A 25,163-nucleotide genomic window follows, 5' to 3' on the forward strand; every position below is an offset into this window, starting at 1 on the left:
CCGAGTGCCGCCGCGACGGTGCGTTGTTTGAGCTGGTGGCGAACGGCAAGAACTACCGACATGGTGAACGCGATCGAGCAGCTGCGCATTCTGCTGTGGCACGTGCACGGTTCCTGGACGACCTCTTTCGTCCAGGGCCCACACCGTTATCTGCTGCCCACGACCGAAGAAGGCGGTCCATGGGGCCGTGGCCGCTGCGGGCGCGACTGGCCCGCTACCGAAGAGGTGTCGGCCGAGGCGTTGCGCGAAACCGAGGTGGACCTCATCGTGGTGCAGCGCCCCGAGGAAATCGAGCTGGCGCACCGCTGGCTCGGGCGCCGGCCCGGGCGCGATCTGCCCGCCGTCTACGTCGAGCACAACACGCCACGTCCGCACGCGGCGCTCACCGAGCACCCGCTGGCCGACCGCGACGACATCCCGATCGTGCACGTCACCCATTTCAACGACTTGATGTGGGACAACGGGAAAGCCCCCACACACGTCATCGGGCACGGCATCGTGGACCCCGGCGAGTTGTACACCGGCGAGCTGCCCCACGGCGTCGCGCTGATCAACGAACCGACCCGGCGGGGGCGGGTCACCGGCAGCGATCTACTGGCCGATTTCGCGCAGGCGGGACCGGTCGATCTCTTCGGGATCGGGGCGCGGGAATTCGCGCCGGAAACGGCCACGGCGCATCCGATCAACGGGATCGCGGATCTGCGGCAGTCGTCGTTGCATCCGGAGATGGCCAGAAGGCGGGTGTACCTGCACACCGCGCGCTGGACCTCGCTGGGGCTGTCGCTGCTCGAGGCCATGCATCTCGGTATGCCGGTGGTCGCGTTGGCCACCACCGAAGCCGTCAGCGCGGTGCCGCCGGAAGCTGGCGCCCTGTCGGTGGACGTCGCCACGCTCACCGCGAGATTCCGCGAACTGCTCCACGAACCCGATCTGGCGGTACTCGCGGGCAAGTCGGGACGGCAGTTCGCGCTCGAGCATTACGGCCTGGAGCGCTTTCTGCAGCGCTGGGAGGACCTGTTGGCCGAGGTAACCGTATGAAGGCGGCATCGATTTCCGGAAAGGCGGAGACATGAAGATCGCGATGGTGTCCGAACACGCCAGCCCGCTCGCCACCTTGGGCGGCGTCGATGCCGGTGGGCAGAACGTGCACGTCGCGGAATTGTCCGCGGCGTTGTGCCGGCACGGACACGACGTCACGGTGTACACGCGGCGCGAGAGCGCCCAGGCCCCCGACACCGTCACCACCGCAGCGGGTTACCGCGTGGTCCACGTCCCGGCCGGTCCCGCGCAACCGCTGCCGAAGGACGAACTTCTGCCCTATATGCCGGAATTCGGCGACTTCCTACGCGAGCACTGGCGTGACGACCGGCCCGATGTGGTGCACGCGCATTTCTGGATGTCGGGTCTGGCCGCACTCGCCGCCGCACGCGACACCGATGTCCCGGTGGTGCAGACCTTCCACGCACTGGGTGTGGTGAAACGCCGTCATCAGGGCGCCGCCGACACCAGCCCACCCGACCGGCTGCGGCTCGAACAGCAGGTGGCCGAGCAGGCCGACCGCATCATCGCCACCTGCACCGACGAGGTCTTCGAACTGGCGCGGATGGGTGTTCCGCGTTCCCGGACCTCGGTGGTGCCGTGCGGGGTGGACCTCGAGCAGTTCGCCCCCGACGGACCACGTGCCGCCAGGACAGCCGAACACCGCATCGTCAGTGTGGGCAGGCTGGTGCCGCGCAAGGGTTTCGACATCGCCGTCACCGCGCTCGCCGAGCTGCCCGTGACCGAACTGGTGCTCGTCGGCGGGCCGGACGACGGCCGGCTGGCCGAGGACCCCGAAGCGCAGCGGCTGCTCGCCCTGGCCGCGGACCTCGAGGTGGGCGACCGGCTGCACCTGCTGGGCCAGGTCCCCAGAACGCAGATGGCTCCGCTGTTGCGTTCGGCCGACGTCGCGGTGTGCACCCCGTGGTACGAGCCGTTCGGCATCACCCCGCTCGAGGCCATGGCGTGTGGTGTACCCGTCGTGGCCGCCGCGGTGGGCGGTCTCATCGACACGGTCGTCGACGGTGACACCGGAAAGCTGGTGCCGCCACGGGCACCCGACCGGCTGGCGGCCGCGATCCGCGAACTGCTCGACGCCCCGGCGCTGCGCCGGCAGTACGGCGCCGCCGGGCACGACCGCGTGCATTCCCGTTACTCGTGGGACCGGGTCGCGGTGGAGACGCTGCGCGCCTATCGCCGTACGGCCGGCGGCCGGGTTCCCGGTGCGCGGAGGCAAGCCCAGTGAGTACCGCACGCGCCCTGGTCACCGGGGGTGCCGGTTTCGTCGGGTCGCATCTGTGTGAGCAGTTGCTCGCCGCGGGTACCGACGTGGTCGCCGTGGACAACTTCGCCACCTCCACCCCCGCCAATGTGGCCGAACTGGTGGGTCGGCCCGGATTCGAGCTGGTGCGCCACGACGTGACCGAGCCGTTCCCCGACCTGGGCACCTTCGACGTCGTCTACCACCTCGCCTCGGCCGCTTCACCGCCGGACTACCTGCGGTTGCCGCTCGAGACGTTGCGGGCCGGCTCGCTGGGAACGGCCAACGCCATCGAACTGGCCGAACGTGATCACGCGCGTTTCGTGCTGGCGTCGACGAGCGAGGTCTACGGCGATCCGGTGGTGCACCCGCAGCCCGAGAGTTACTGGGGCAACGTCAATTCCATCGGCCCGCGCAGTGTGTACGACGAAGCCAAACGGTATGCCGAAGCGTTGACGATGGCCTACCGCCGCGAGCGCGGAGTCGATACCGGCATCGCCCGGATCTTCAACACCTACGGGCCGCGGATGCGGGCCGACGACGGCCGCGTGGTGCCCACGTTCATCGCACGGGCGTTGACGAACGCCCCGCTGACCATCGCCGGCACCGGTGAGCAGACCCGTTCGCTGTGCTACGTCGAAGACACCGTGCTCGGGCTGCGGGCGCTGGCGGCCGCCGATCATCCCGGACCGATCAACATCGGCAATCCGCACGAGTTGACCGTGCGCGCGCTGGCCGAGGAGATCCGCGGCGCCACCCACAGCCGGTCGTCGCTGGAATACATCCCGGAAGCAGTCGACGATCCCAAGCGGCGCTGTCCGGATATCTCGCTGGCGGCCCGCGAATTGGGCTGGCGGCCACTGATCCCACGGACCGAGGGGTTGCGTCGCACGATCGAGTGGTTCGCCGGCCGGCCTGCGGTGGTGGCCGCGCAGCCAGTGCGCTGACCAGGCCGTCTTGCGACGGTTTAGCGCTGACTTCACCGGGTAGCGCGTAGGAAAGTAGCGGCGGGGGAAATTCCCGCGTCCTCGAGGAGAAAGGCGACCCGTTGCGCATTCTCGGAATCAATGCGGTATTCCACGATCCCGCCGCCGCGCTGATCGTGGACGGCAAGATTGTCGCGGCCGCGGAAGAGGAGCGGTTCAGTCGTCGTAAGCACGGCAAGCGGCCGGTGCCCTTCTCGGCGTGGGAGCTGCCCGAGCAGTCGGCCGCGTGGTGCCTGGAACAGGCGGGCATCGGTCCCGACGAGCTCGACGCGGTGGGCTATTCCTACGATCCGAGCCTGGTCGACCATTCGCTCGGCGGTCTCGACCAGCACAGCGAGCGGACGCGCACCGATTACGCGCGTCGCGCCCCCGCCTTCCTGCGCGCGGCGCTGCCCGGTCTGGACCCCTCGATCGTCCGCTTCGTCCGCCATCACGTCGCGCACGCGGCATCGGCGGCGCTGGCGGCGCCGATCGGTGATTCGGCGGTCCTGGTCGCCGACGGACGCGGCGAGAGCACGTCCTATTCGGCCGGTGAATACCGCGACGGAAAATTCGTGGAACTGGCTTCGCAGCGTTTGCCGCATTCGCTGGGATTGATGTACGAGGACCTCACCCAGCACCTCGGATTCGAGCGCTCCAGCGACGAATACAAGGTGATGGCGCTGGCGTCCTACGGCACGCCGCGTTTCCTCGACGAATTCCGGGAATTGTTGTACACCACCGGCGACGGCGGATTCCGCACCGAACCGGTGCCGTGGGACAAATTCGCGCCGGCCGGTCGTGGCGGCGATTTCACCAGCGACCACGCCGACCTGACCGCGACCGTCCAGCGCCGGCTGGAGGACGTGCTGCTCGAGCTGATCACCTGGCTGCACCAGCAGACCGGCCAGCCCAACCTCACCCTCGCCGGCGGCATCGCGCTGAACTGCGTGGCCAATACGCGCCTGCACGACGAAGGTCCGTTCGACAACATCTGGGTGCAACCGGCCGCGGGCGACGCGGGCACGGCCCTGGGCGCGGCGCTGCAACTGGCCGCGGAGTTCGGTGAACCGGCCGCGCCGATGCGCGGCGCCGACCTCGGCCGCGAGTGGAGCGACTCCGAACTCGAAGCCGTGCTGCGCACCGCGAAAGTGCCCTACACCCGCTCCGACGATGTCGCCGCCGAGGTCGCGCGGACCCTCGCCGAGGACGGCATCGTCGCCTGGTTCCAGGGCCGCGCCGAATTCGGTCCGCGCGCGCTCGGGCACCGTTCGCTGCTCGCCCACCCCGGTCGCGCCGAGAACCTCGAGCGCCTCAACGATGTGAAGGGCCGCGAGCAGTTCCGGCCGGTCGCCCCGATGGTGCTCGCCGATCGAGCGGCGCAGATATTCTCGCGCGGACCGTTGCCCAGTCCCTACATGCTCTTCGTCCACGACGTCGCCGCACCATGGGCCGACCGGATTCCCGCGGTGACCCACGTGGACGGCACCGCCCGGGTACAGACGGTGGACCGCGCCGACAACCCGCTGCTGGGCCGGATGCTGTCGGAGTTCGACAGGCGCACCGGGGTGCCCGTCGTCATCAACACCAGCCTCAACACCGCGGGCCGGCCGATGGTCGACTCTCCCCGCGACGCACTCGAATGCTTCGGTTCCGCGCCGATCGACCTGCTCGCCATCGGCCCGTTCCTGGTGCGACGCCGATGAATCCGGGCATCGACTACAGCATCGTCATCCCGACCACCGGCCGGGAGAGTCTGCGGACCCTGTTGCGGGCCCTCGCTACCGCGACCGGGCCCCGGCCCAGGGAGATCATCGTGGTCGACGATCGCCCCGCGGATGCGGAACTGCCGCTGGTGGAGACCGAGCCTCGGGTCACGGTGATCCGTTCCGGTGGTCGTGGGCCGGCCGCCGCGAGGAACGCGGGCTGGCGGCAGGCCGCGGGTACTTGGATCGCCTTCCTCGACGACGATGTCGTCACCGCATCGGATTGGCCACTGCGTCTGACCGCCGACCTGGCGGGCCTCGACGAGCTGACGGCCGCGTCCACCGCGCACATCGAGGTTCCGCTGCCGACCGACCGCAAACCCACCGACGACGAACGCGGCACGGCGGGCTTGGCCACCGCCCGCTGGATCACCGCCGACATGGCCTATCGCCGGTCGGTCCTGGCCGAGGTGGGCGGGTTCGACGAACGCTTCCCCCGGGCCTTCCGCGAGGACGCCGACCTCGCGATGCGAGTCTGCCTGGCCGGTTACCACATCGTGCGGGGCGAGCGGGTCACCTGCCATCCGGCCCGACGATCCGGGCCGATGGCCAGTGTTCGCGCCCAGCGCGGCAACGCCGACAACGCGCTGATGCGACGCAAGTACGGGCGGCGGTGGCGGCAGCGAATCGGCGAGCAACCCGGCATGCTGGGCCACCACGCGCTCACCGCGGCTCTGGGTGCGGGCGCCCTCGGGTTCGGTGTCGCGCGCCGGTGGCGCACCGCGTTCGGGTTCGCGGCCGCCTGGACGGCGCTGACGGCCCGGTTCGCCGCGCGCCGGATCGCACCGGGACCCCGGACCCGGGACGAGATCGGCCGGATGGTGCTGAGCAGTGCGCTGATCCCGCCCGCCGCGTGCTGGCATCGGGCCCGCGGCGAGGTACGGCACCGGCACGCGACCCACGACGCACCGCTGGCCCTGCTGTTCGACCGCGACGACACCCTCATCGTGGACGTCCCCTACCTGGGTGACCCGTCGAAGGTCGAACCGATGCCGGGTGCACTCGATTCGCTGCGCTTGTTACGGACGGCCGGGATCGCGTTGGGCATCGTCAGCAACCAGTCCGGTGTCGCGCGGGGGTTGATCAGTACCGAACAGCTCGCCGCGGTGAACGCCAGGGTCGAGGAGATGCTGGGGCCGTTCGAGACGTGGCAGGTGTGCGTGCACGGCGACGGCGACGGCTGCGATTGCCGCAAACCTCGTCCGGGCATGGTGGTGCGGGCGGCGGCGCACCTGGGTGTCGACGTCAGCAGGTGCGTGCTGATCGGTGACACCGGTGCCGACGTGGACGCCGCGACCACCGCGGGCGCGCGGGCGATCCTCGTGCCGACGGCGCGCACCCTGCCAGAGGAGGTGCACCGCGCGCGCCGCGAAGCGATCGTGGCGCGTGACATCTCCGAAGCCGTGCGACTGGCGATGGCAGGTGCGCGATGAGCACGCGGGCGCTGGTGGCGCGCATGGACAACGTCGGCGACGTGTTGCTGGCCGGTCCGTGCGTGCGCGCGGTGGCCGCACACGTCGATTCGCTGACCTTGCTGACCGGCCCGCGCGGTCGCGCGGGCGGCGAACTGCTGCCCGGAGTCGATCAGGTCATCTCCTGGTGCGCACCGTGGATCGATCCGGAGCCGCCGCCGCTCACCTCCGCCGACGCGCACGCGTTCATCGACCGGATCCGCGCCCTCGACGTGGACACCGCCTTGATCCTCACCTCCTTCCACCAGTCACCGCTGCCGCTGGCACTGCTGCTGCGGATGGCGGGTGTCGGGTGGATCGGCGCGATCTCCGAGGACTACCCCGGTTCGCTGCTCGACCTGCGCCACCGCGTCGACGGTGACCCGCCCGAGGCCGAGCGGGCCTTGTCGCTGGCCGAAGCGGCGGGGTTCCGGCTGCCGCCCGGCGACGACGGGAAACTCGCCGTCCGACGGCCGTTGCCGCAAGTGGAGGGCCTCACCGGCGAGCCGGGCTATGTGGTGGTCCACCCCGCCGCGTCGGTACCGGCCAGGCAACCCTCGGCGTTGCGTTCGGCCTCGATCGTCGCCGCACTGGCCGAGGCCGGACATCGGGTGGTCGTCACCGGCGCACCGTCCGAACGGTCGCTCACCGCGGCGGTCGCCGGTACGCACGCGATCGACCTCGGCGGCGCCACCTCGTTGGCCGAACTCGCCGCGGTACTCGACGCCGCCGGCGTGGTGGTGGCGCCCAACACCGGGCCGGCTCATCTCGCCGCCGCGGTGGGAACACCGGTGGTGTCGCTGTTCGCGCCGGTCGTGCCCGCCGAACGCTGGGCGCCCTACGGGGTGCCGGTGGCGATGCTCGGTGATCAGGACGCGCCGTGTCGCGACAGCCGGGCACGGGAGTGCTTCGTGCTCGGGCATCCGTGCCTGGAGTCCATCTCCCCCCAGCAGGTCGTCGCCGTGGCCGAAGAACTCACCGCCGGACGTGAGTGTCTGCGAACAGGAGGTATGTCGTGATCGAGGATCATTTCGCCGCCTTGTGCACAGCGCTGGAACGCAACAGTTCCTTCGCACCGAAACTCCGCAGGTGGGGTCGCGAACTGGCCGCAGTACTCGACAACGGCGGCAGATTGCTGGCCTGCGGCAACGGTGGCAGCGCCGCCGAAGCCCAACATCTGACCGGCGAGCTGGTCGGTCGCTTCCGCAACGAGCGACAGCCGCTCTCGGCGATCGCGCTGCACGCCGACACCTCGGCGGGCACCGCGATCGTGAACGATTACGGCGAGGCCGAGCTGTTCGCACGCCAGGTCCGCGCCCACGGCCGAACCGGGGACGTGCTCATCGCGCTGTCCACCAGCGGCACCAGCCCGAACGTGGTCGCCGCGGCCAAGGCCGCCCAGGAGATCGGTGTGCTCACTTGGGCGATGACCGGGCCCGCGCCCAATCCGCTCGCGGCACTGTGTGACGACGCGCTGGCGGTGGAGGCGCCGAGCACGGCCACGGTGCAGGAAGTCCACCTGGCGATGGTGCACGCCCTGTGCGCGGCGCTGGACGAGGCACTGGGAGTCCCGACATGAGGCCGCTGGTGGTGCTCGGCGACGCCATCCTCGATGTCGATATCGAAGGGTCCGCGGAGCGGTTGTGCCCCGAAGCGCCGGTGCCGGTGGTGGATGTGGAACGTCAGCGGATGCGTCCCGGCGGCGCGGGCCTGGCCGCCGCGTTGGCGGCCGAGTCGGTGTCGGAGGTCGCGCTGATCACGGCCGTGGCCGATGACGCCAACGGTCGCGTGCTCCGGCACCTGCTCGACCGCGACGTCGAGGTCGTCGCGATGCCGTTGCGGGGCGAGACCGTCCGCAAGGCACGCGTGCGCGCCGCGGGCCAGTCCTTGGTGCGGCTCGACACCGGCGACGGGGTGGCCGAGGGCGGCCCGCTCGGTGCCGCGGTGGTCGACACCCTGCGGTCGGCGGGCGCGATCCTCGTCGCCGACTACGGCCGTGGTGTCGCGGCGCATCCGCAGATCCGCCGCCTGCTGCGCGAACTCGACCGCAGGGTGCCGATCGTGTGGGACCCGCACCCGCGCGGTCCGCAGCCGGTATGGGGTGTCTCGCTGGTCTCACCGAACATGAAAGAGGCCCGCCAGTTCGCTCCCGGGTACACCGAACCCGAGGAGCTGGCCAAGGTGCTGCGCGACGAGTGGTCGGCCGATTCCGTCGCGGTCACCATCGGGGCGGGCGGTGCCGTGCTGGCCAACGGCAAGCGTCTCAGTGCTGTGCCGGTGCCCGCCGAGGTACGCCACGGTGATCACCTCGGTGCCGCCGACACCTGCGGCGCCGGTGACCGTTTCGCCTCGGCGGCGGCCGCGGCCCTGTTCGCCGGCGCCACCGTGGCCGAAGCGGTGGACCATGCCGTCGAGGTGGCGGCCAGGTTCGTGGCCGCGGGCGGTGCGGCGACCCTGTCGGCACGCGACGGGGACACCACCGCCGTGCCCGGACTCCCGCCCGCGCACGCCGACGGGTCGGCCCTCGAGCTGGCCGCCGCCGTCCGGGCGCGCGGCGGGCGCCTCGTCGCCACCGGCGGCTGTTTCGACCTGTTGCATCCCGGCCACGTGACGCTGCTGCGCCGGGCCCGCGCGATGGGCGACGCACTGGTGGTGTGCCTCAATTCCGATGCGTCGGTACGCGGACTGAAGGGCCCGGCCCGGCCGATCGTGCCCGAACGCGACCGCGCGCGGCTGCTCACCGAATTGTCCTCCGTCGATGCCGTCGCCGTGTTCGACGAATCCTCGCCGGCCGCGCTGCTGGAACGGCTGCGCCCCGACGTCTGGGTCAAGGGCGGCGACTACGCCGGGGCGGAACTGCCCGAGGCCGACGTCGTGCGCAGGCACGGCGGCGAGATCGCGTTGGTCCCCACGGTGCACGGCTACTCCACCTCGCGGTTGGTCGCCGCCACCCGCGCCCACGACTGAATCGAGAAGAAGGGAAGTCCGGATGCGAAATCTTGGCAATGTGCTGATCACCGGTGGTGCTTCGGGCCTGGGTGCGGCGGTCGTGGCCGCCGTGCGCGAGAACGGGGGTCGCCCGTTCGTGATCGACCGGGTGGAGCCAGGGACACCGGTCGATTTCGTCCGGGCCGACCTGGCCGACAGCGCCGCCGCCGAGCAGGCCGTGCACGAGATCGCCGAACGCGCGGGCGGACGGATCGACGGTGTGTTCACCGCCGCGGGCACCGATGCCTGCGGGCCGCTCGACAAGGTCTCGACCGAGAAGTGGGAACAGGTCATCCGGGTGAACCTGCTCGGCACAGCCGCCGTCGTCCGTGCCGCGCTCCCCTTGCTGCGCGAGAGCCGGGGCACGGTGGTCACGTGCGCGTCGACCCTGGGTATCAAGGCGGTCGGCGACGCGACGGCCTATTGCGCCTCGAAGTTCGCCATCGTCGGATTCACCAGGGCGCTGGCCGCGGAAACCGCGGGCAGTGTCGGCGTGACCCTGCTGATTCCCGGCGGGATGCACACCGCCTTCTTCGACGACCGCGACGAGCAGTACAAGCCGCCGGCCGACGCCAAACTCAACCAGCCCGAGGACGTCGCCAACGCGGTGGCCTTCGCGCTGAGCCAACCGCCCGGATGCGAGGTGCGGGAAATGGTCATCTGCGCCTCCGAAGAGGGGTCGTGGCCTTGACCGGCACCATTCTGGTGCTCCGCGCGCTCGGACTCGGCGACCTGCTGACCGGCGTGCCCGCCCTGCGCGGGCTGCGGGCGGCGTACCCGGATGATCATCTGGTACTCGCCGCGCCGGAGCCGCTGCGCCCGCTGGTCGAGCTGATCGATGCGGTCGACGAGCTGCTGCCGACCCCCGGATTGGGCTCGCTCCGGTGGCGTGGCGGCGCGCCACGGGTCGCGGTGAACCTGCACGGCCGCGGGCCACAGAGCATCCGGGACCTGGCGGCAGTGGGTGCGCAAACGCTGCTGACACACCGGCATCCGGACTTTCCCGAGTTCCCCGGACCGCGGTGGCCCGACGAACTGCACGAGGTGCGGCGGTGGTGCCGGTTGCTGGCGTACGCCCACATCGCTGCCGATCCGCGCGCACTGGCGCTGCCCGCGCCGAACATGGCCGCCGCGGAGTCGAATGTGGTGGTCATCCATCCCGGCGCGGCGTCGGCCGCGAGACGATGGCCCACAGCGCATTTCGCGACGGTGGCGCGGGCGCTGGGCGCGCAGGGCCATCGCGTGGTGATCACCGGCTCGGCCGATGAGGTCCCGTTGGCCACCGCGCTCGCCCGCGATGCCGGACTGTCGCCGTCGGTGGTGTACGCCGGGCGCACCGACCTGGCCGAACTCGCCGCGATCGTCGCGGACGCGGCGCTGGTGGTGTGCGGTGACACCGGTGTCGGTCATCTGGCCACCGCGTTCGGCACACCATCGGTGCTGCTTTTCGGTCCGACCCCGCCGCAGGCGTGGGGGCCGCCCGCCGACGCGGGCAACCACATCGCGCTCTGGGCGGGCGCAGCCGGCGACCCGCATGCCGACCGGCCGGACCCCGGCCTGCTCTCGATCACACCGGAACAAGTGCTGTCAGCGGCAACCGAACTCGTCGGACAGGGGGTGCGTCATGGGTAACCGGGTAGGCGTGGTCGGCGCCGGATATGTCGGCCTCACCAGCGCCGCGTGTCTGGCCCACCTGGGCCATCATGTGACCTGTCTGGACAACGACGAGGCCAAGGTCGAGTCGCTGCGCGCGGGTACCGTCGCGATCGTCGAACCGGAGCTGCCCGAACTGGTCCGCGAAGGACTCGCCGAGGACCGTTTGGCGTTCACGACCGACCCACGGTCACTGTCGGAGTCGGAAGTGGTGTTGTTGTGCCTGCCCACCCCCATGGGCGCCGGCGGCACCGCCGATCTCGGAGTCCTCGAAGACGCCCTCCGGAACTTGGGACCGCTGCTGTCGCCCGAGTGCGTACTGGTCACCAAGTCGACCGTCCCGGTGGGCACCGCGGCACGCATCCCCACGCTGACCGGTCACCGGCATCCGGTCGTCAGCAATCCGGAGTTCCTGCGCGAGGGTTACGCGGTGCACGACTTCCTGCACCCCGACCGCGTCCTCATCGGTGCCGACGACGACCAGGACGCCGCCGACCGCGTCGCGGCGCTGTACGTGGGCACCGGTGCACCGGTCCGGCGCACCGACACCGCCAGCGCCGAGCTCGCCAAATACGCCAGCAACGCGTTTCTGGCGGTCAAACTCTCCTTCGTCAACACCCTCGCCGAACTGTGCGAAAAGGTCGGCGCCGACATCTCGAAGGTCACCGACGCGATGGGCATGGACGAGCGGATCGGGCGGGCGTTCCTGGCGCCGGGCCCCGGCTGGGGTGGATCGTGTCTACCCAAGGACACCCGGGCGCTGCTGGCGGTCGCGGAGTCCTCGGGGGTCGACTTCGCCATCGTTCGCGACGCCGTGCGCGCCAACGAACACCAGCGGGCCATGGTGCTGCGCAAAGTCCGGCACGCGGTCACCGGCGCGGTCGACGGCTCCCTGGCCGGTATGCGGATCGGGGTGTTCGGGCTCGCGTTCAAAGCCGGTACCGGCGACCTGCGCGACTCCCCCGCCGTCGCCATCGCCCGCCAGCTCGCCCATCACGACGCCGTGGTCTCGGCCTACGACCCCTGCGTGCCACAGTCGGGGGCGCACGACCTGGCGGCCGACCCCGACGGCATCCAGGTCGTCGACGACCCCTACCTCGCGGCGAAAGACGCCGCCGCGATCGTCGTGCTCACCGAGTGGCCCGAATTCCGGGCCCTCGATTGGCACAAGCTCGCCGGCGACGTCGAACGCCCGGTCATCGTGGACACCCGGAACCTGCTCGATGAACAACTGCTGAGCGGCACCGGGTTCACGATTTCGGGAATCGGGTCATCCGCTGCGGCCCGATTCAGGGATTGGTCGGCGGAACCGGCTCAGTGTTCCCGTAGTCGCCGACCAGGCGGCGGGTGAGCAGCGCCTTGCCCTGCTCGGCGCCCTTGCGGCTTTCGCCCTGGGCGCGCCGGAAGAATTCCGCCAGTTCGCTGTCACCGTTGCGCTCGGCGTCGGCGCCGTACTGTTCCATGCGCAACGCGTTGCTCAAGCAGGCTTCCACGAACCAGATGAGGTCGTAGTCCTTGTCCTTCGTCCCGGTGTAACGGCCGGTTTCGGTAGTGCTCATCGCATGTCCTTTCGTTGTCGGATCGTGCCGGGACGGCGGCTCACTCCGCCGCCACCGGGTCGCCGATCGGCGCCAGGTCATAGACCGCGTACTCGGCGCCGATCACGGGCTGGGCCACATTGCGCACCCGGATCCCGCCCGGGGTGGTGCCCCGCTCGATGCCCGCGTGGGCGTGACCGTGCACCGCCAGATCGACCTCGCACGCGTCGATCGCCTCGCCCAGCAGGTAGGACCCGAGGAACGGATAGATCTCGGGCGGCTCACCGTGCAGGGTGTCCGAGATCGGCGAGTAGTGCGTCAGCGCGATCGTGACATCGGTGCGCAACTCACTCAGCGCCGCGTGCAGGCCGTCGGCGAGTTCGACGGTGTGGTCGGCGAATTCGCGCATCTGCGGTTCGCCGAACGCGCTCGCGCATTTGCCGGCGAACCCACCGCCGAAGCCCTTGGTACCCGCGATACCCAGGGTGCGATCCCCGATCGTGAGCACCGTGGCCTCGCCCTCCAGCACCGTGATCCCGTGCGCGACCAGCAACGCCGTCATCTCCTCGGCGAGGTCGCTGTGATAGTCGTGATTGCCCAGCACAGCGACGACCGGTACCGCCAGGTCACCGAATTCGGCTGCGACAGCTTCGGCTTCGGCTCGGGTACCGAGACGGGTGAGGTCACCTGCCAGCAGCAGCGCATCGGCATGTGCGGGCAGGTCCAGCAGCGCGGGACGCAACCGCCCGCGCGAATCCGCGCCGAGGTGAACATCGCCGACCGCGGCTACTCGCATGGCCTCACCTGAGTACTTCCGGCTCGCTCGGCGCGCCCGGCCGGTTGACGCGGACGTCGTTGTGCACCCGCAACGCGCCGATCTGCTCACGCAGCACTGTTTCCAGCGCGTCGCGGCACTGCTCGTCGGACACTTCACCGGTGAGCACCACGACATCGCCGCGCACCGTGACGTGCACGCCCAGCGTGGCGGTGCGCGGGTCCTCGGCGAACGCGCGCCGGATGTGGGCCACCACGTACTGCGGCGGCTCGGCGTGCAGACCACCCCGGTGAATGCCGAGGTCATCAACCAGCCCGAGAAAGGCACGGGCATACGGCGATTCGGTGGTCTCGCGCTGTACTCGCGCCCAATCGATCTGCTCGCGCAGCGCACGTGCGGTGGCGAGCAACCGGGTGAAGTCGAGGCGGTGCGCGTCGAGCACCATCAGCTTGTCGACCAGCAGATCCGTCGCCGTGAGCACCGGCGCGGTCGCCGGACCGACCCGCATGTGCTCGGCCCGGTCGAGTAGCTCGTCGTCTATGGTGCGGTGGTTGGTGCGGAAGATCAGATCCACCAGGATGTCGCCGTGGTAGACCTTGGTCAGCCAGTCCTCCACCGGGTCGGCGGCCCGCAGACCGGCCGCGACGAGCGCTGATCGCGCCGCCGAGGCGTCGGCGGGCCGGACGAAGATGTCGACGTCGTGGTCCGAGGGTGGTCCGCCGCGCGCGTACGCCGCGCAACCACCGGCCACCGCGAAACGGATGCCGCTGCGCTGCAAGGTGTTGACCACCAGCGTCAACGTGTGCAGCAGGTCGTCGATCTCGGCGGTCATCGGGTCACCACCTTTCGGATGCGGACTCGGGCCGAGCTCGGTGGCCCTTTTCGACGGCCACATGGTCGCTCTACCCGCCTGCCCGCACCTCAATCACGCGGTTCTGTGCCATCGTGCCGCCACACCGGTACGGGGCGCCCCGTACCGGCGGGACACTCCGGGATGGCGGCACGGTCGTCGACCGTGCCGCAGGTCGGGCGAGCATGCCAGACTGGCGAGGTGAGCGAGACGGTTGAGAAATCCGTGAAGACGCAGTCGAACAGCCGGCCGGTGCGTGAGCGCGGGGACGTGATCGGCAGTGGGCTCCTGTGGCTGGCCAAGTGGTCACTGTGCATCGTCGCGATCGCGCTGGGCGCGTGGGTGCTCGGGACGATAGCCGCGCGGCTGTGGGTGGTGCTGCTGCCCATCGTCCTCGCGGTCGTGGTCACCACGGTCCTGTGGCCGGCGGCTCGGTGGCTGACCCGGCACAAGCTGCCGAACGCGCTGGCCGCGTCCATCACGCTGGTCGGTTTCCTCGCCCTGCTCGGCGGGGTCATCGCCTTGATCGTGCCCTCGGTGGCCGATCAGGCGCCCCAACTCGCCGACAAGGCCACCGCCGGCGTCAATCAGGTGCGCGACTGGGCGCAGGGGCCGCCCTTGAACATCCGCGACGAACAACTCGATTCCGCGGTCCAGGCGATCGTGGATCGTCTGCAGTCCAGCGGCACACAGATCGCCAACGGGGTCTTCACCGGCGTGTCCACCGCGACATCGGTGCTGATCACCGTGTTCCTCGTGTTGGTGCTGGTGTTCTTCTTCCTGAAGGACGGTCAGCGGCTGCTGCCCTGGATGAACAAGGTGTGCGGTGACCGCAGCGGCCGCCACCTCGAAGCCGTGCTGGAGCGAGTCTGGACGACCCTGGGTGGGTTCATCCGCACCCAGGCGATCGTCAGCATGGTCGATGCCGTCCTCATCGGCGCCGCGCTGTTCATCCTCGGTGTTCCGTTGGCGCTGGTACTGGCGGTGATCACCTTCATCGGCGGATTCGTGCCGATGGTCGGCGCTTTCGTCGCCGGTGCGCTCGCGGTGCTCGTCGCGCTGGTCGGCAACGGTCTGACCACCGCGCTGATCGTGCTCGGCGTGGTGATCGCGGTGCAGCAACTGGAGGGCAATGTGCTGCAACCGGTCCTGCAGAGCCGGACCGTGGAGTTGCACGCCGTCATCGTGCTGCTCTCGGTCACCGCGGGCGGTTCGCTCTACGGCATCACCGGCGCCTTCCTCGCCGTGCCGGTCGTCGCGATGATCGCGGTGGTCGTGCGCTATGTCGGCGAACAGATCGACACCGCCACCGCACCGGCCGTACCGGACGAAGACGAAGACGAAGACCAGCGCGACGAACAGTCGTTGCCCGTGCGCTGAGCACAGCGGGACCGAGCAGAGAAATCCCGCCGATCCGATTCGGACGCGATGAGCCGGGTACGCGCGTGACGTGACTGACATGACCATCAACGAAATCGCGGAACGGCGCGGGCCCTTCGCCGTCGTGTACATGGACGCGTCACACGACACCGAGGACGCCGCGCAACAGCTGGAACTGCGCCGTCGATCCATCCACGCCCGGCTGCACGAGGCGGGCGCGAGCGAGCAGATGCTGGCGCTGTTCGACCGGGCGATCGCCGAGGGACCGCCGGGCCGCGGGCGCGCGGGCCGGGTTCTCATCATCGATGACACCGCGGTCCACGTCGACGAACTGCTGCCCGAACCGCCGGGTCAGGAGGTCGTGCGGGTCTCCCCGCTGCCCTATCTCCTGCCGATCCTGCGCCATCACGAGGCGGTGATCCCCCACGTCGTCGCCGTGGTCGATCGGACCGGGTGCGATCTGAAAGCGGTCGACGAACACGGCGAGATCACCGAACGGGTGATCGACGAAGACCCGTATCCGGTGCACAAACCCCGCGGCGGCGCCTGGTCGCATCGCTCGATCCAGCAGCGGGTCGAGGACACCACCCGCCACACCATCGACGAACTCGCCGGTGAGGTGGCCGCCGAGGCCGACCATGTGCACGCCGAAGTGATCGTGGTGGCCGGTGAAGTCGCCGCGCGCAGCGCCCTGCACCGGTCGCTGCCCGAGCACGGTGCCGACGTCGTCGAGGTCGAGGCCGGTGCCCGGGCGCCGGGCAGCGACCCCGGCGAACTCGCCGACGCGGTCCACGACGTCGTCGCCGCGCGATCGCGCCACGACCGCGCAGCGGTGCTCGACACCCTCACCGCCGAGATCGCGCGCCCGGACGGGCTCGCCGTCGCCGGTCTGAGTGCCACGGCCGAAGCACTGCGGACGGCGCGAGTCGACCGGTTGCTGATCGACCCCGACCGGCTCGGTGACCGCACTGTCCTGGTCGGCGACGACCGAGCCCAGGTGAGCGTCGACCTGGATGCACCGGTCGGCTGGACCGGCGACACCGCAGACCACCGAACCTGCCGGGCCGACGAGGCGCTGCCCGTGGCGGCGCTGCTGACCGGCGCCGAAGTCACGGTCACCAGCGGTCTGCCGTCCGAAGACGGCGTCGCGGCGCTGGTGCGATACCGCTGACACGATCCGAAGGGAGCTCGACATGGCTGTCGAACGAGGCAACACCAAACACGGCCCCGCGCAAGATGACGAACTCGCCCACGAGCTGGAAGGCACGATCCGGGGCAACCGGTCGAACCGGGCCGAGGAATGGCGGGACCCGGAGCCGCCCGCCGACGACGATCCCGACGTCGGCATCCGGCCCGACGTCGAATCGCCGTGAACTGGGCCGGTCCGCTCGAGGATCAGACGCGACGGCTGCTGAGCAAGATCGTCGCACCGGCCGCCGGCGTGGCCACCCAGGCGGTGACCATCGCCCGGCCGCGCGCGACCGTCGAGCGGTTCTGGCGTGATCCGGACAACCTGTCGGCCGTGCTCGACGGCATCGCGCAGGTGACAGCGACCGACTCCGATCGGCTGACCTGGTCGTTCGCCGAGGGCACCGCCGCGGCCACGCAGTGGGTGACCCACACCGTCGTGGCCGCCGACGAGATCCGGTTCGTCGGCAGCCACGACTCGGCCGGCCGATCCCAGATCCGGTTGCTCTTCGCCGACGCCCCCAAGGATCTGGGCACCGAAGTGACCATCCGGGTCGCGGGCCCACTGCCGAAACAGCTCACCGCGCCGGCTGCCTTCACCGCCCTGTATCGCGCGCGGGCGCTGCTGCAGACCGGTGAGGCGCCGACGCTGGCGCACAATCCGAGCGGACGCCGCGACGCCGCGGACCAGGAGGCCTGAGCATGCGCGCACTGTGCTGGAACGGTGTGAACGACCTGGCGGTGCAGACCGTGCCCGACCCGCGGCTGGTCAATCCGCACGACGTGATCATCGCGGTGCGGCTGAGCACCACCTGCGGGTCGGATCTGCACTTCATCGACGGATATCTGCCCGGCATGCGCGCCGGCGATGTGATCGGCCACGAGTTCATGGGTGAGGTCGTGGAGACGGGCAAGGAAGTGGACCGGATCTCGGTCGGTGACCGGGTGGTGGTGCCCTCGTTCATCGGCTGCGGCGCCTGCGCCTATTGCGACACCGACCACTATTCCGCGTGCGACACCACCAACCCGAACGCCGCCCTGCAGCAACCGATCCTCGGTACGCCCAGCGGCGGAATCTACGGCTACACCCATCCGTTCGGCGGATACCAGGGATCGCACGCGGACTACATCCGCGTGCCCTTCGGCGACGTGAACTGTTTCCCGGTCCCCGAGGCCGTCACCGACGAGCAGGCGCTGTTCTGTTCCGACGCGTTGCCCACCGGTTTGATGGGCGCCGACTTCTGCGACATCTCCCCCGGCGACACCGTGGCGGTGTGGGGCAGCGGCGCGGTGGGGCTGATGGCCGCGCAGACCAGCCGCATTCTCGGGGCGGGCCGGGTGATCGTGATCGATCGATTCGCCGAACGGCTGGCGCTGGCGCAACGCCACTGCGACGCCGACACGATCGACTACACCAGCGTCGACAGTGTTCCGGCGACGCTGCGCGAGATGACCGGCGGGCGCGGCCCCGACGCCTGCATCGACGCCGTCGGCATGGAAGCCCACGGCACCGGTGTGCAGCAGCTCTACGACCGCGCCAAGCAGTTGCTGCGACTCGAGACCGACCGTGCCACCGCATTGCGTGAGGCGATCATGGCGTGCCGTAAGACCGGTGTGGTGTCGGTGCTCGGGGTCTACGGTCTCACCGACAAGTTCCCGACGGGTGTGCTCACCAACAAGGGGCTGACGCTGCGCACCGCCCAGCAGTCCGGCCAGCGCGACATCGAGCGGATGTTCGGATTCATCACCAGCGGGGCGCTCGATCCCACCTACCTGATCACCCACGACCTGCCGCTGCGCGACGCGGTCGCGGGCTACGCGGCCTTCAAGGACAACAAGCGGGAGTGCCTGCGCGCGGTCTTCCGCCACTGAGCCGTCCTACAAGGCGAACAGCATCGCCACCGCCGCGGCGAGGAACATGGCGACGATCAGCACAGTGACGATGACGGCGGCGACCCCGGTCGGCGGAAAGTGGTGCCGGGTGCGGGGCTCCGGCGCGGACAGCCCCGAAGTCTGCGCCGACTCCGGCGGTGTCGAACCCGGCGGCACGCCACCGCCCGGGTCGAGATCCGGAGTGCGTGCGGGATCGGGATCGGGATCGTCAGCGGTCGAAGCCATGGGCATACCTCCTCAGCAGTCGCTCACGACCGCTCTACCCCTGCGGGAGACCCTCAATCAGCCCGGGTGGCAGGTGCGGGTCCGTTCTCCGTGGCGGCCAGGAGCCGGGTTCCCCACCCGGTGATGAGTTCGATCGCTTCGGGTGGTCCGTGCACGACGAACGGTGCGCCGATGGAGGCCAGGCAGAAGGCCGCCCAGTCCAGCGATTCCGCGGCGATGTGGACATCGCAGGAGCGGGCGTCGAGGGCCGCGACGGTGCCGTAGTGCACGATCTCGGCTCTGATCTGTTCGGCCGGCGCCTCGACGGTGGCGTGCACCCGGTATCTGGCCGGCATCGACCCGAGCTGATTGCGCACGTATTCCACCGGGTCGTCGCCGGGCAGGTCGCGCGGCGCGAACCGCGCGCCGGTGCGGTGTGGTCGCGCGATGCGATCGACGCGGAACGTGCGCCAGTCGGTACGGTCCAGGTCCCACGCGACCAGGTAGAGACGGTTCTCGACATTGACGATCCGATGCGGTTGGACCGTACGGTCGGAGAGCGCGCGCTCGCCGTCGCGGTAGGTGAAAGCGACGGTGTCGGCGTCGCGGCAGGCCAGCGCGAGCGTCGTCAACGCGGTGACGTCGTCGATGGCGGCCCGCTGGTATCCCTCGCCCGCCGGGGTGGCCACGGTGCGCAGGCTGTCGATGCGGCGGCGAATCCGGGCGGGAAGTACCTGGACGATCTTGGCCATCGCGCTCATGGCGGCTTCCGCGGAGGCCGGGTGGATACCGGTCGCGATCTCCTTGAGACCGAGGACAGTGGCCGCGGCCTCCTCCTCGCTCAATACCAGCGGCGGCAGCGCGGCACCGGCACTGAGCTGGTAGCCGCCGCCGGTTCCGCGAGTGGTGACGATCGGATAGCCCAGTTCTTGGAGACCGAGCACATCACGCCGGACCGTGCGTTCGCCGACGCCGAGGCGGCGCGCGAGCTCGGCTCCGGACCAATGGCGGCGGCTCTGCAGCAGGCCGAGTAGGGCGAGGGCGCGAGTACTGGTGGACACACCTCGAGATTAGGCGAACTTGTGGACACATACTGTCCGGAAGTGGGGCAAGACTGGGGTCACCAACCAAAGGAGACAGCATGTCCGACAATCCCGCAGTTCCCCCGGCGCCCGCCGGCTCGGCGACGGTCGATCCCTTCATCTGGACCGATGACGCGCCAGGTCTGATCAGCTTCCTGGTCGAGGTGTTCGGCGCGCTCGAGGTCCCCGAGGCGCGCACCGCCGACACCGATGGCCTGGTGCTGCATTCCGAGCTGCGGATCGGCGACTCGACGCTCACGATCGCCGATCGCAAACCCGGCTGGCCGTACATGCCCGCGTTCGTCCGGGTCTATGTCGAGGATCCGAAGGCCACACTGCAACGCGCCGCCGATCGTGGCGCCCGGATCGTCACCGAGCCGACCGACTTCTGGGGTGATGTGCTGTCGCGCTTCGCGGACCCGTTCGGCCACCTGTGGTGGGTCTACAAGCACAACCCCGCCGCGGCGTCCTGGGACGAGGGCTCCGACAGCGGATCCGAATGGGCGCAGGCCGAATCCGGCGCCGACGAGCAGTCCTGGGAGTCGTTCGCGACGCCGGAGCTGACGGCCGTTCATTCCTCGCTGATGGAGGCGATGGCCGCCCTGCGGGATCCGCGCACCCGCTGATCTGTCCCAGCCGAATCGAAGTACCCGGAAAACACCCTGCGGCACCTCTTCGCCGCAGGGTTTTCGTGTATTCCCCTGCCCCTCAACATATTTCGATTCGGACGACTTCCACTCAGAATCGACTTGCGGTCATATATCGTCCGCAACTGGGGATTTGATCATCCTGTACCCATCGAAAGGCAGGACATGATCACCACCCGGAATTTGACCAGGACCTTCCACGGTCCCGGCGGAACCGAAGTCCGCGCGGTAGACGGCATCGATCTCACCGTCGCGCGGGAAGAAGTAGTGGCCGTCCTCGGACCGAACGGGGCCGGAAAGACGACCTTGATGCGCATGCTCACCACGCTGCTTCCGCCCACCAGCGGGTCCGCCGAAATCGGCGGCCACGATGTGGGACGCCGGCCCGCGCAGGTGCGCCGAGTGATCGGATACGTCGGCCAGGGCAACAGCGCGGGCCACACCCAGCGCGCGATGGACGAGGTGGTGACCCAGGCCAGGATTCACGGGCTGGACCGCAAGGCCGCGCGGGTCCGGGCAGGCGAGCTGTTCACCGCCCTCGGCCTCGAGGGCCTGGGCCCACGGCGGTCCCAGGCCATGTCCGGTGGGCAGCGGCGTCGCCTCGACCTGGCGATGGGGTTGGTGCACCAGCCCTCGCTGTTGTTCCTCGACGAGCCGACCACCGGGTTGGACCCGCACAACCGGGCCAACCTGTGGGACCACATCGCCCGGCTCCGCGAGCAGTCCGGAATGACGATCGTGCTCACCACGCACTACCTCGACGAGGCCGACCACATGGCCGACCGGGTCGTGATCGTCGATCACGGACGCGTCATCGCCGACGGTTCGCCCCACACGCTGAAAAGCGAACACGCGGGCGATCAGGTCACCCTCGAGACCCGGGATGCCACCGGGGCGGGCGAACTGGCCGAGGTGGTGGGCCGAGCCGAAGACGTGCACCGGGTCACGCACACCGGCACAACCGTCGTCGCGCACCTGACCAACGGCCCGAAGGCAGTCCCCGCCCTGATCACCGCCGCGCGAGCGCACGACATCGAAGTCATCTCCGTCGCGACCAGGGAACCCACCCTCGACGACGTCTTTCTCGAACTCACCGGCCGCAGCCTGCGCGATGCGGGAATCGCCGCGACCGGCAACCACGATCCGGAGGAACTCCGATGACCACCACCTCACCGCGCCGCAATGTCGTGGCCGACACTGTGCTCGTCATGACCCGTGAATTGCGCCCGGTGCTCGGCGACCCGTTCTCGGTGGTGTTCGGGCTGGTGCAGCCGCTGTTCTTCCTGTTGCTGTTCGGGCCGCTGCTGGCGCGTGACGGCACCTCGCCGTGGGCGTGGTTCGTCCCCGGCATCCTCGTGATGACCTCGCTGTTCGGCACCGCGGGCACCGGGTCCAACCTGCAGTTCGACCTGCAGAACGGCACCCATGAGCGGCTGCTGGTCACCCCGCTGGCGCGCTCGGCGCTGTTTCTGGGACGCGCGGTGAAGGAGTTCGTCCCGCTGGTGGCCCAAGCGGTGCTGATCATCGCGGTGACCATTCCACTGGGGCTGCGACCGGACCCGCTCGGCGCGGTACAGGGCGTGCTGTTGCTGGGCGTGCTCGGCCTGGGCATCGGCTCGTTCAGTTACGCGCTGGCCATCGTCGTGCGCGACCAGGACTGGATCTTCTGGACAGTGCACCAGACGCTGCTGTTTCCGTTGATGATCCTGTCCGGCATGCTGCTGCCTCTCGAACAGGCTCCGGGCTGGATGCGGGCGATCTCGCAGGTGAATCCACTGACCCACGTGGTGAACGCAGAGCGCGATCTGTTCGCCGGCCAACTGACTTCCGACGTCGCCCTGGGCTGGCTGGCCGCAGTACTCACCGCGGTCGTCGGCATCGCGGTCGGCCTGCGCGCCCTGGCCAAGAGCACCCGCTGAGCAGGAAAGGACTGCACCATGGAAATTCTCGTCTGCGGCGCCACCGGGCACATCGGCCGCCACCTCGTCGAGCAGCTACTCGATGACGGCCATCAGGTGCGGGCGTTGTCCCGCGACCCGCATGCCGCGAAACTGCCACCGGGCGCGCTCGGTGTGCGGGGCGACCTGACCGACGTCGCCACCCTCGAAGCGGCGTTTTCCGGGGTCGACGCTGTTCACCTCATCACCTTCGGCGGCGACGACGGCGCCGACCTCACCAACGGCCGCGATATCGTCGGCCTCGCCCAGCGCTGCGGAATCGGACGTGCCACGGTGCTGGGCGGCTGGTCCACCACCAGCGTCGAAGCCGCGCTGCGGCGCAGTGACCTCGCCTGGACCCGCCTCGAACCCGTCGAGATCATGTACAACACCTTCGACTGGCTCGACGAGATCGAACAACACCGCACGGTCTCGAGTTTGGCCGACTGGCCCAGCGCCATGGTCCACGAAGCCGACATCGCCGCGGTCGCCCGCTGCGCGCTGACTCAGCACGGCCACGCGGGCAAGTCCTACCGTCTCACCGGGCCCGAGGCGCTGACACCGGCGCAACGAACACAGCTGCTGGCCGCCGCGATCGGAGAGCCACTCACCCACCGACAGCTCACCGAAGCGCAGGAGCGCACGCGTCTGGCCGGTCACGGGTTCGGCGACGACTATGTCGAATTCGGCCTCCGCCTGGCGAAACATCCGCCCGCGGCCGCGGCCGCGGTTCTCGACACGGTGCCGAAGGTGACCGGTCACGCTGCCCGCACATTCGGTCGATGGGCGACCGAGCACGCCCACCTGTTCACCTAGGGCGCTGTTCCAGGACCGGCGCGCGCCATCCGGCGCCGCCGGTCCCGGGCGTTCGAGCGGATGACGCAGGTGGGCCACCGCTCGATGAGCCACGGGTCCGAGGATCAGACCACGGTATCGCCACCATCGACGTGCTCGGCGGTGTGACGCTCGTAGTAGCGCGCGACCCGGACGCGGTTGCCGCAGCGTTGTGCCGAGCACCAGCGTCGGCGCGGGTGCGCGGGCAGGAACAGTAGGACACAACCGTCGGCCTCGCACTGTTTCAGGCGGGCGATCGCCGGGTCGGTGAGCAGTTCGACGGCGGCCACGGCCAGGGCGGCGGCCAGTCGCGGACCGGCGGCCCCACTGCGGCGCACCGCGGCCGTGAGCGCGGCGCCGTCCCATTCCAGATGCTGAATCGCCGGTGCCGCGGATTGAGCGGCGTCGAGTCCGGACAAGGCCGCAGCCGGCGGGCGACGGTGGTGCCGCAGCGCCGCGAGCACGGCTGAGATGTGGTCGCGGACCTGCCGTACGTGGCGCAGATCCGTGGCGCTCGGGTGTTCGGGCGGCGGTTCGGGCAGTCGATCGGACTGTTTCCGTAGCCAGTCGGCCAACTGCTCCGGGGTGCTCAGGAGATCCGCGTCGGCCGGACGGGTATTGACCAGATCCAGCGCCAGCGGCTCGCCGATCAGGAACGCTCCCTCACTCATGACCTAATGATACATAACCCTATTGACCCATTAGTGCCAGTGCGCTACACCTAATGCATCATCTCGACCAGAAAGAATGTGATTACCATGAGCCTGCCGCTGGTCCACCACCGCCACCTCGATGTCGACGGCGTGCGCGTGTTCTATCGAGAGTCGGTGCCCACCCGCACCGATGCCCCGACCCTGTTGCTGCTGCACGGTTTTCCGTCCGCCTCACACCAGTTCCGGCGACTCATCGACGTACTGGGTGATCACTACCGCCTGATCGCACCCGACTATCCGGGCTTCGGGAACACCACCGCCCCAGCCGATTTCGAGTACACGTTCGACCATCTGGCCGATGTCACCGAAGCTTTCGTGCGACGCCTGGGCCTGACCCGCTTCGCCGTGTACGTCTTCGACTTCGGCGCGCCGGTCGGCTTCCGCCTCGCCGAACGCCGACCGGAGTGGATCACCGGCGTGATCGTGCAGAACGCGAACGCCTACGAGGCCGGGCTTTCCGAGGCGGCACGCGAGTTCACCGCGCTGCGTCCCGAACAGGACGGCGCCGAAGACACCATCCGCCAACTGCTCACCCTCGCGGGCACCCGCGGCCAATACGAAACCGGCGTGACGGACACGAGCCTGCTGCCCCCGGAATCGTGGCTACTCGACCAGTACTTCCTGGACCTGCCCGGCCGCAAGGAAGCACAGGTCGCACTGGCCTTCGACTACAAGTCGAACATCGCCCGCTACCCGGCGTGGCAGGACTGGCTACGCCGCCACACCCCACCCACCCTGATCGTCTGGGGCGCGAACGACCCCTTCTTCCCCGCCCCCGGCGCCCACGCCTACCGCACCGACCTCCCCGACGCCGAACTACACCTGTTCGACACCGGACACTTCGCCCTGGAAACCCATTTGAACCAGATCGCCCCACTCATCGCCACGTTCCTGGATCGCCTAGGTCATGTCTCCCAATAGCTTCAACCATTCGACCGTAAGGGCCATGACGATCCCGGCTCGGTAGGTGCAGGCCAGCTTGTCGTAACGAGTCGCGACA

27 protein-coding genes are annotated in these 25,163 nt (G+C 69.7%); 21 read left to right on the plus strand and 6 right to left on the minus strand.

Features of this window, described 5'->3' with window-relative positions; genetic code table 11:
* Positions 1 to 60: 60 nt before the first annotated feature.
* The 11 genes from ACFO5K_RS02470 to ACFO5K_RS02520 all read left to right on the plus strand — a co-directional run bounded on the left by ACFO5K_RS02470 (position 61) and on the right by ACFO5K_RS02520 (position 12,473).
* Positions 61 to 1,038 carry a glycosyltransferase gene (locus ACFO5K_RS02470; protein ID WP_378555469.1) on the plus strand — a complete coding sequence of 326 codons (978 nt, stop codon included), beginning with the start codon at positions 61 to 63 and terminating at the stop codon, positions 1,036 to 1,038.
* A gap of 31 nt (positions 1,039 to 1,069) precedes the next feature.
* Positions 1,070 to 2,284, plus strand: a complete 1,215-nt coding sequence (locus tag ACFO5K_RS02475) for a glycosyltransferase (RefSeq protein WP_378555470.1) — start codon at positions 1,070 to 1,072, stop codon at positions 2,282 to 2,284.
* A complete protein-coding gene (locus ACFO5K_RS02480; RefSeq protein WP_378555471.1) occupies positions 2,281 to 3,246 on the plus strand; it encodes a UDP-glucuronic acid decarboxylase family protein in 966 nt (321 codons plus the stop codon). The genes ACFO5K_RS02475 and ACFO5K_RS02480 overlap by 4 nt, the downstream gene beginning before the upstream one ends.
* A gap of 101 nt (positions 3,247 to 3,347) precedes the next feature.
* Positions 3,348 to 4,970: a carbamoyltransferase family protein gene (locus ACFO5K_RS02485; protein WP_378555472.1), complete on the plus strand. Its 1,623-nt coding sequence runs from the start codon at positions 3,348 to 3,350 to the stop codon at positions 4,968 to 4,970.
* Entirely contained in the window at positions 4,967 to 6,463 is a 1,497-nt protein-coding gene (locus ACFO5K_RS02490; RefSeq protein WP_378555473.1) for an HAD-IIIA family hydrolase, read from the plus strand. The genes ACFO5K_RS02485 and ACFO5K_RS02490 overlap by 4 nt, the downstream gene beginning before the upstream one ends.
* Positions 6,460 to 7,500 carry a glycosyltransferase family 9 protein gene (locus tag ACFO5K_RS02495; protein WP_378555474.1) on the plus strand — a complete coding sequence of 347 codons (1,041 nt, stop codon included), beginning with the start codon at positions 6,460 to 6,462 and terminating at the stop codon, positions 7,498 to 7,500. Before ACFO5K_RS02490 ends, ACFO5K_RS02495 begins: the two co-directional genes overlap by 4 nt.
* Positions 7,497 to 8,060 (plus strand): D-sedoheptulose-7-phosphate isomerase, encoded by a 564-nt coding sequence (locus ACFO5K_RS02500; RefSeq protein ID WP_378555475.1) that lies wholly within the window; start codon positions 7,497 to 7,499, stop codon positions 8,058 to 8,060. The genes ACFO5K_RS02495 and ACFO5K_RS02500 overlap by 4 nt, the downstream gene beginning before the upstream one ends.
* Positions 8,057 to 9,448, plus strand: a complete 1,392-nt coding sequence (locus ACFO5K_RS02505; protein ID WP_378555476.1) for a PfkB family carbohydrate kinase — start codon at positions 8,057 to 8,059, stop codon at positions 9,446 to 9,448. The genes ACFO5K_RS02500 and ACFO5K_RS02505 overlap by 4 nt, the downstream gene beginning before the upstream one ends.
* A 22-nt stretch (positions 9,449 to 9,470) precedes the next feature.
* On the plus strand, positions 9,471 to 10,160 hold the full coding sequence (locus tag ACFO5K_RS02510) for an SDR family oxidoreductase (protein WP_378555477.1): 690 nt from the start codon (positions 9,471 to 9,473) through the stop codon (positions 10,158 to 10,160).
* Complete coding sequence (locus ACFO5K_RS02515; RefSeq protein ID WP_378555478.1) at positions 10,151 to 11,101, plus strand: glycosyltransferase family 9 protein; 951 nt, start codon at positions 10,151 to 10,153, stop codon at positions 11,099 to 11,101. Before ACFO5K_RS02510 ends, ACFO5K_RS02515 begins: the two co-directional genes overlap by 10 nt.
* Positions 11,094 to 12,473, plus strand: a complete 1,380-nt coding sequence (locus ACFO5K_RS02520) for a UDP-glucose dehydrogenase family protein (RefSeq protein ID WP_378555479.1) — start codon at positions 11,094 to 11,096, stop codon at positions 12,471 to 12,473. Before ACFO5K_RS02515 ends, ACFO5K_RS02520 begins: the two co-directional genes overlap by 8 nt.
* Here ACFO5K_RS02520 and ACFO5K_RS02525 read toward each other — a convergent pair.
* The 3 genes from ACFO5K_RS02525 to ACFO5K_RS02535 are packed head-to-tail and all read right to left on the minus strand — an operon-like array spanning position 12,412 to position 14,267.
* Entirely contained in the window at positions 12,412 to 12,681 is a 270-nt protein-coding gene (locus ACFO5K_RS02525) for a hypothetical protein (RefSeq protein WP_378555480.1), read from the minus strand. The genes ACFO5K_RS02520 and ACFO5K_RS02525 overlap by 62 nt on opposite strands.
* A 40-nt stretch (positions 12,682 to 12,721) precedes the next feature.
* Positions 12,722 to 13,456: a metallophosphoesterase family protein gene (locus tag ACFO5K_RS02530; RefSeq protein WP_378555481.1), complete on the minus strand. Its 735-nt coding sequence runs from the start codon at positions 13,454 to 13,456 to the stop codon at positions 12,722 to 12,724.
* A gap of 4 nt (positions 13,457 to 13,460) precedes the next feature.
* Positions 13,461 to 14,267 (minus strand): nucleotidyltransferase family protein, encoded by an 807-nt coding sequence (locus ACFO5K_RS02535; protein ID WP_378555482.1) that lies wholly within the window; start codon positions 14,265 to 14,267, stop codon positions 13,461 to 13,463.
* 219 nt (positions 14,268 to 14,486) lie between these two features.
* Between ACFO5K_RS02535 and ACFO5K_RS02540 the strand changes: the two genes are divergently transcribed.
* The 5 genes from ACFO5K_RS02540 to ACFO5K_RS02560 all read left to right on the plus strand — a co-directional run bounded on the left by ACFO5K_RS02540 (position 14,487) and on the right by ACFO5K_RS02560 (position 18,725).
* Positions 14,487 to 15,665, plus strand: a complete 1,179-nt coding sequence (locus ACFO5K_RS02540; RefSeq protein WP_378555483.1) for an AI-2E family transporter — start codon at positions 14,487 to 14,489, stop codon at positions 15,663 to 15,665.
* 79 nt (positions 15,666 to 15,744) lie between these two features.
* The gene (locus ACFO5K_RS02545) at positions 15,745 to 16,836 is read left to right on the plus strand and encodes an Rv2629 family ribosome hibernation factor (protein ID WP_378555484.1); all 1,092 of its coding nucleotides are present in this window, start codon (positions 15,745 to 15,747) and stop codon (positions 16,834 to 16,836) included.
* Between the two features lie 22 nt (positions 16,837 to 16,858).
* On the plus strand, positions 16,859 to 17,038 hold the full coding sequence (locus tag ACFO5K_RS02550) for a hypothetical protein (protein ID WP_378555485.1): 180 nt from the start codon (positions 16,859 to 16,861) through the stop codon (positions 17,036 to 17,038).
* The gene (locus ACFO5K_RS02555; RefSeq protein ID WP_378555486.1) at positions 17,035 to 17,553 is read left to right on the plus strand and encodes a hypothetical protein; all 519 of its coding nucleotides are present in this window, start codon (positions 17,035 to 17,037) and stop codon (positions 17,551 to 17,553) included. The genes ACFO5K_RS02550 and ACFO5K_RS02555 overlap by 4 nt, the downstream gene beginning before the upstream one ends.
* Positions 17,554 to 17,555: 2 nt before the next feature.
* On the plus strand, positions 17,556 to 18,725 hold the full coding sequence (locus tag ACFO5K_RS02560) for a zinc-dependent alcohol dehydrogenase (protein ID WP_378555487.1): 1,170 nt from the start codon (positions 17,556 to 17,558) through the stop codon (positions 18,723 to 18,725).
* A gap of 6 nt (positions 18,726 to 18,731) precedes the next feature.
* Here the strand turns inward: ACFO5K_RS02560 and ACFO5K_RS02565 are convergent, their stop codons facing one another.
* The gene (locus ACFO5K_RS02565) at positions 18,732 to 18,971 is read right to left on the minus strand and encodes a DUF6480 family protein (protein WP_378555488.1); all 240 of its coding nucleotides are present in this window, start codon (positions 18,969 to 18,971) and stop codon (positions 18,732 to 18,734) included.
* A gap of 53 nt (positions 18,972 to 19,024) precedes the next feature.
* Positions 19,025 to 20,011: a helix-turn-helix transcriptional regulator gene (locus ACFO5K_RS02570; RefSeq protein ID WP_378555489.1), complete on the minus strand. Its 987-nt coding sequence runs from the start codon at positions 20,009 to 20,011 to the stop codon at positions 19,025 to 19,027.
* A gap of 80 nt (positions 20,012 to 20,091) precedes the next feature.
* Between ACFO5K_RS02570 and ACFO5K_RS02575 the strand changes: the two genes are divergently transcribed.
* The 4 genes from ACFO5K_RS02575 (at position 20,092) to ACFO5K_RS02590 (ending at position 23,432) form a co-directional block, all read left to right on the plus strand.
* The gene (locus ACFO5K_RS02575) at positions 20,092 to 20,658 is read left to right on the plus strand and encodes a VOC family protein (RefSeq protein WP_378555490.1); all 567 of its coding nucleotides are present in this window, start codon (positions 20,092 to 20,094) and stop codon (positions 20,656 to 20,658) included.
* A 186-nt stretch (positions 20,659 to 20,844) separates the two neighbouring features.
* Positions 20,845 to 21,840: an ATP-binding cassette domain-containing protein gene (locus ACFO5K_RS02580; protein ID WP_378555491.1), complete on the plus strand. Its 996-nt coding sequence runs from the start codon at positions 20,845 to 20,847 to the stop codon at positions 21,838 to 21,840.
* Entirely contained in the window at positions 21,837 to 22,598 is a 762-nt protein-coding gene (locus ACFO5K_RS02585; RefSeq protein WP_378555492.1) for an ABC transporter permease, read from the plus strand. The genes ACFO5K_RS02580 and ACFO5K_RS02585 overlap by 4 nt, the downstream gene beginning before the upstream one ends.
* An 18-nt stretch (positions 22,599 to 22,616) precedes the next feature.
* Positions 22,617 to 23,432, plus strand: a complete 816-nt coding sequence (locus ACFO5K_RS02590) for an SDR family oxidoreductase (protein WP_378555493.1) — start codon at positions 22,617 to 22,619, stop codon at positions 23,430 to 23,432.
* Positions 23,433 to 23,536: 104 nt separating this feature from the next.
* Here the strand turns inward: ACFO5K_RS02590 and ACFO5K_RS02595 are convergent, their stop codons facing one another.
* The gene (locus ACFO5K_RS02595; RefSeq protein ID WP_378555494.1) at positions 23,537 to 24,121 is read right to left on the minus strand and encodes a CGNR zinc finger domain-containing protein; all 585 of its coding nucleotides are present in this window, start codon (positions 24,119 to 24,121) and stop codon (positions 23,537 to 23,539) included.
* An 87-nt stretch (positions 24,122 to 24,208) separates the two neighbouring features.
* On the opposite strand from ACFO5K_RS02595, the gene ACFO5K_RS02600 reads away from it, so the two are divergent.
* Complete coding sequence (locus ACFO5K_RS02600) at positions 24,209 to 25,084, plus strand: alpha/beta fold hydrolase (protein ID WP_378555495.1); 876 nt, start codon at positions 24,209 to 24,211, stop codon at positions 25,082 to 25,084.
* Positions 25,085 to 25,163 lie beyond the last annotated feature (79 nt).

It is taken from the genome of Nocardia halotolerans (assembly GCF_042650145.1).
GTDB lineage: Bacteria > Actinomycetota > Actinomycetes > Mycobacteriales > Mycobacteriaceae > Nocardia > Nocardia halotolerans.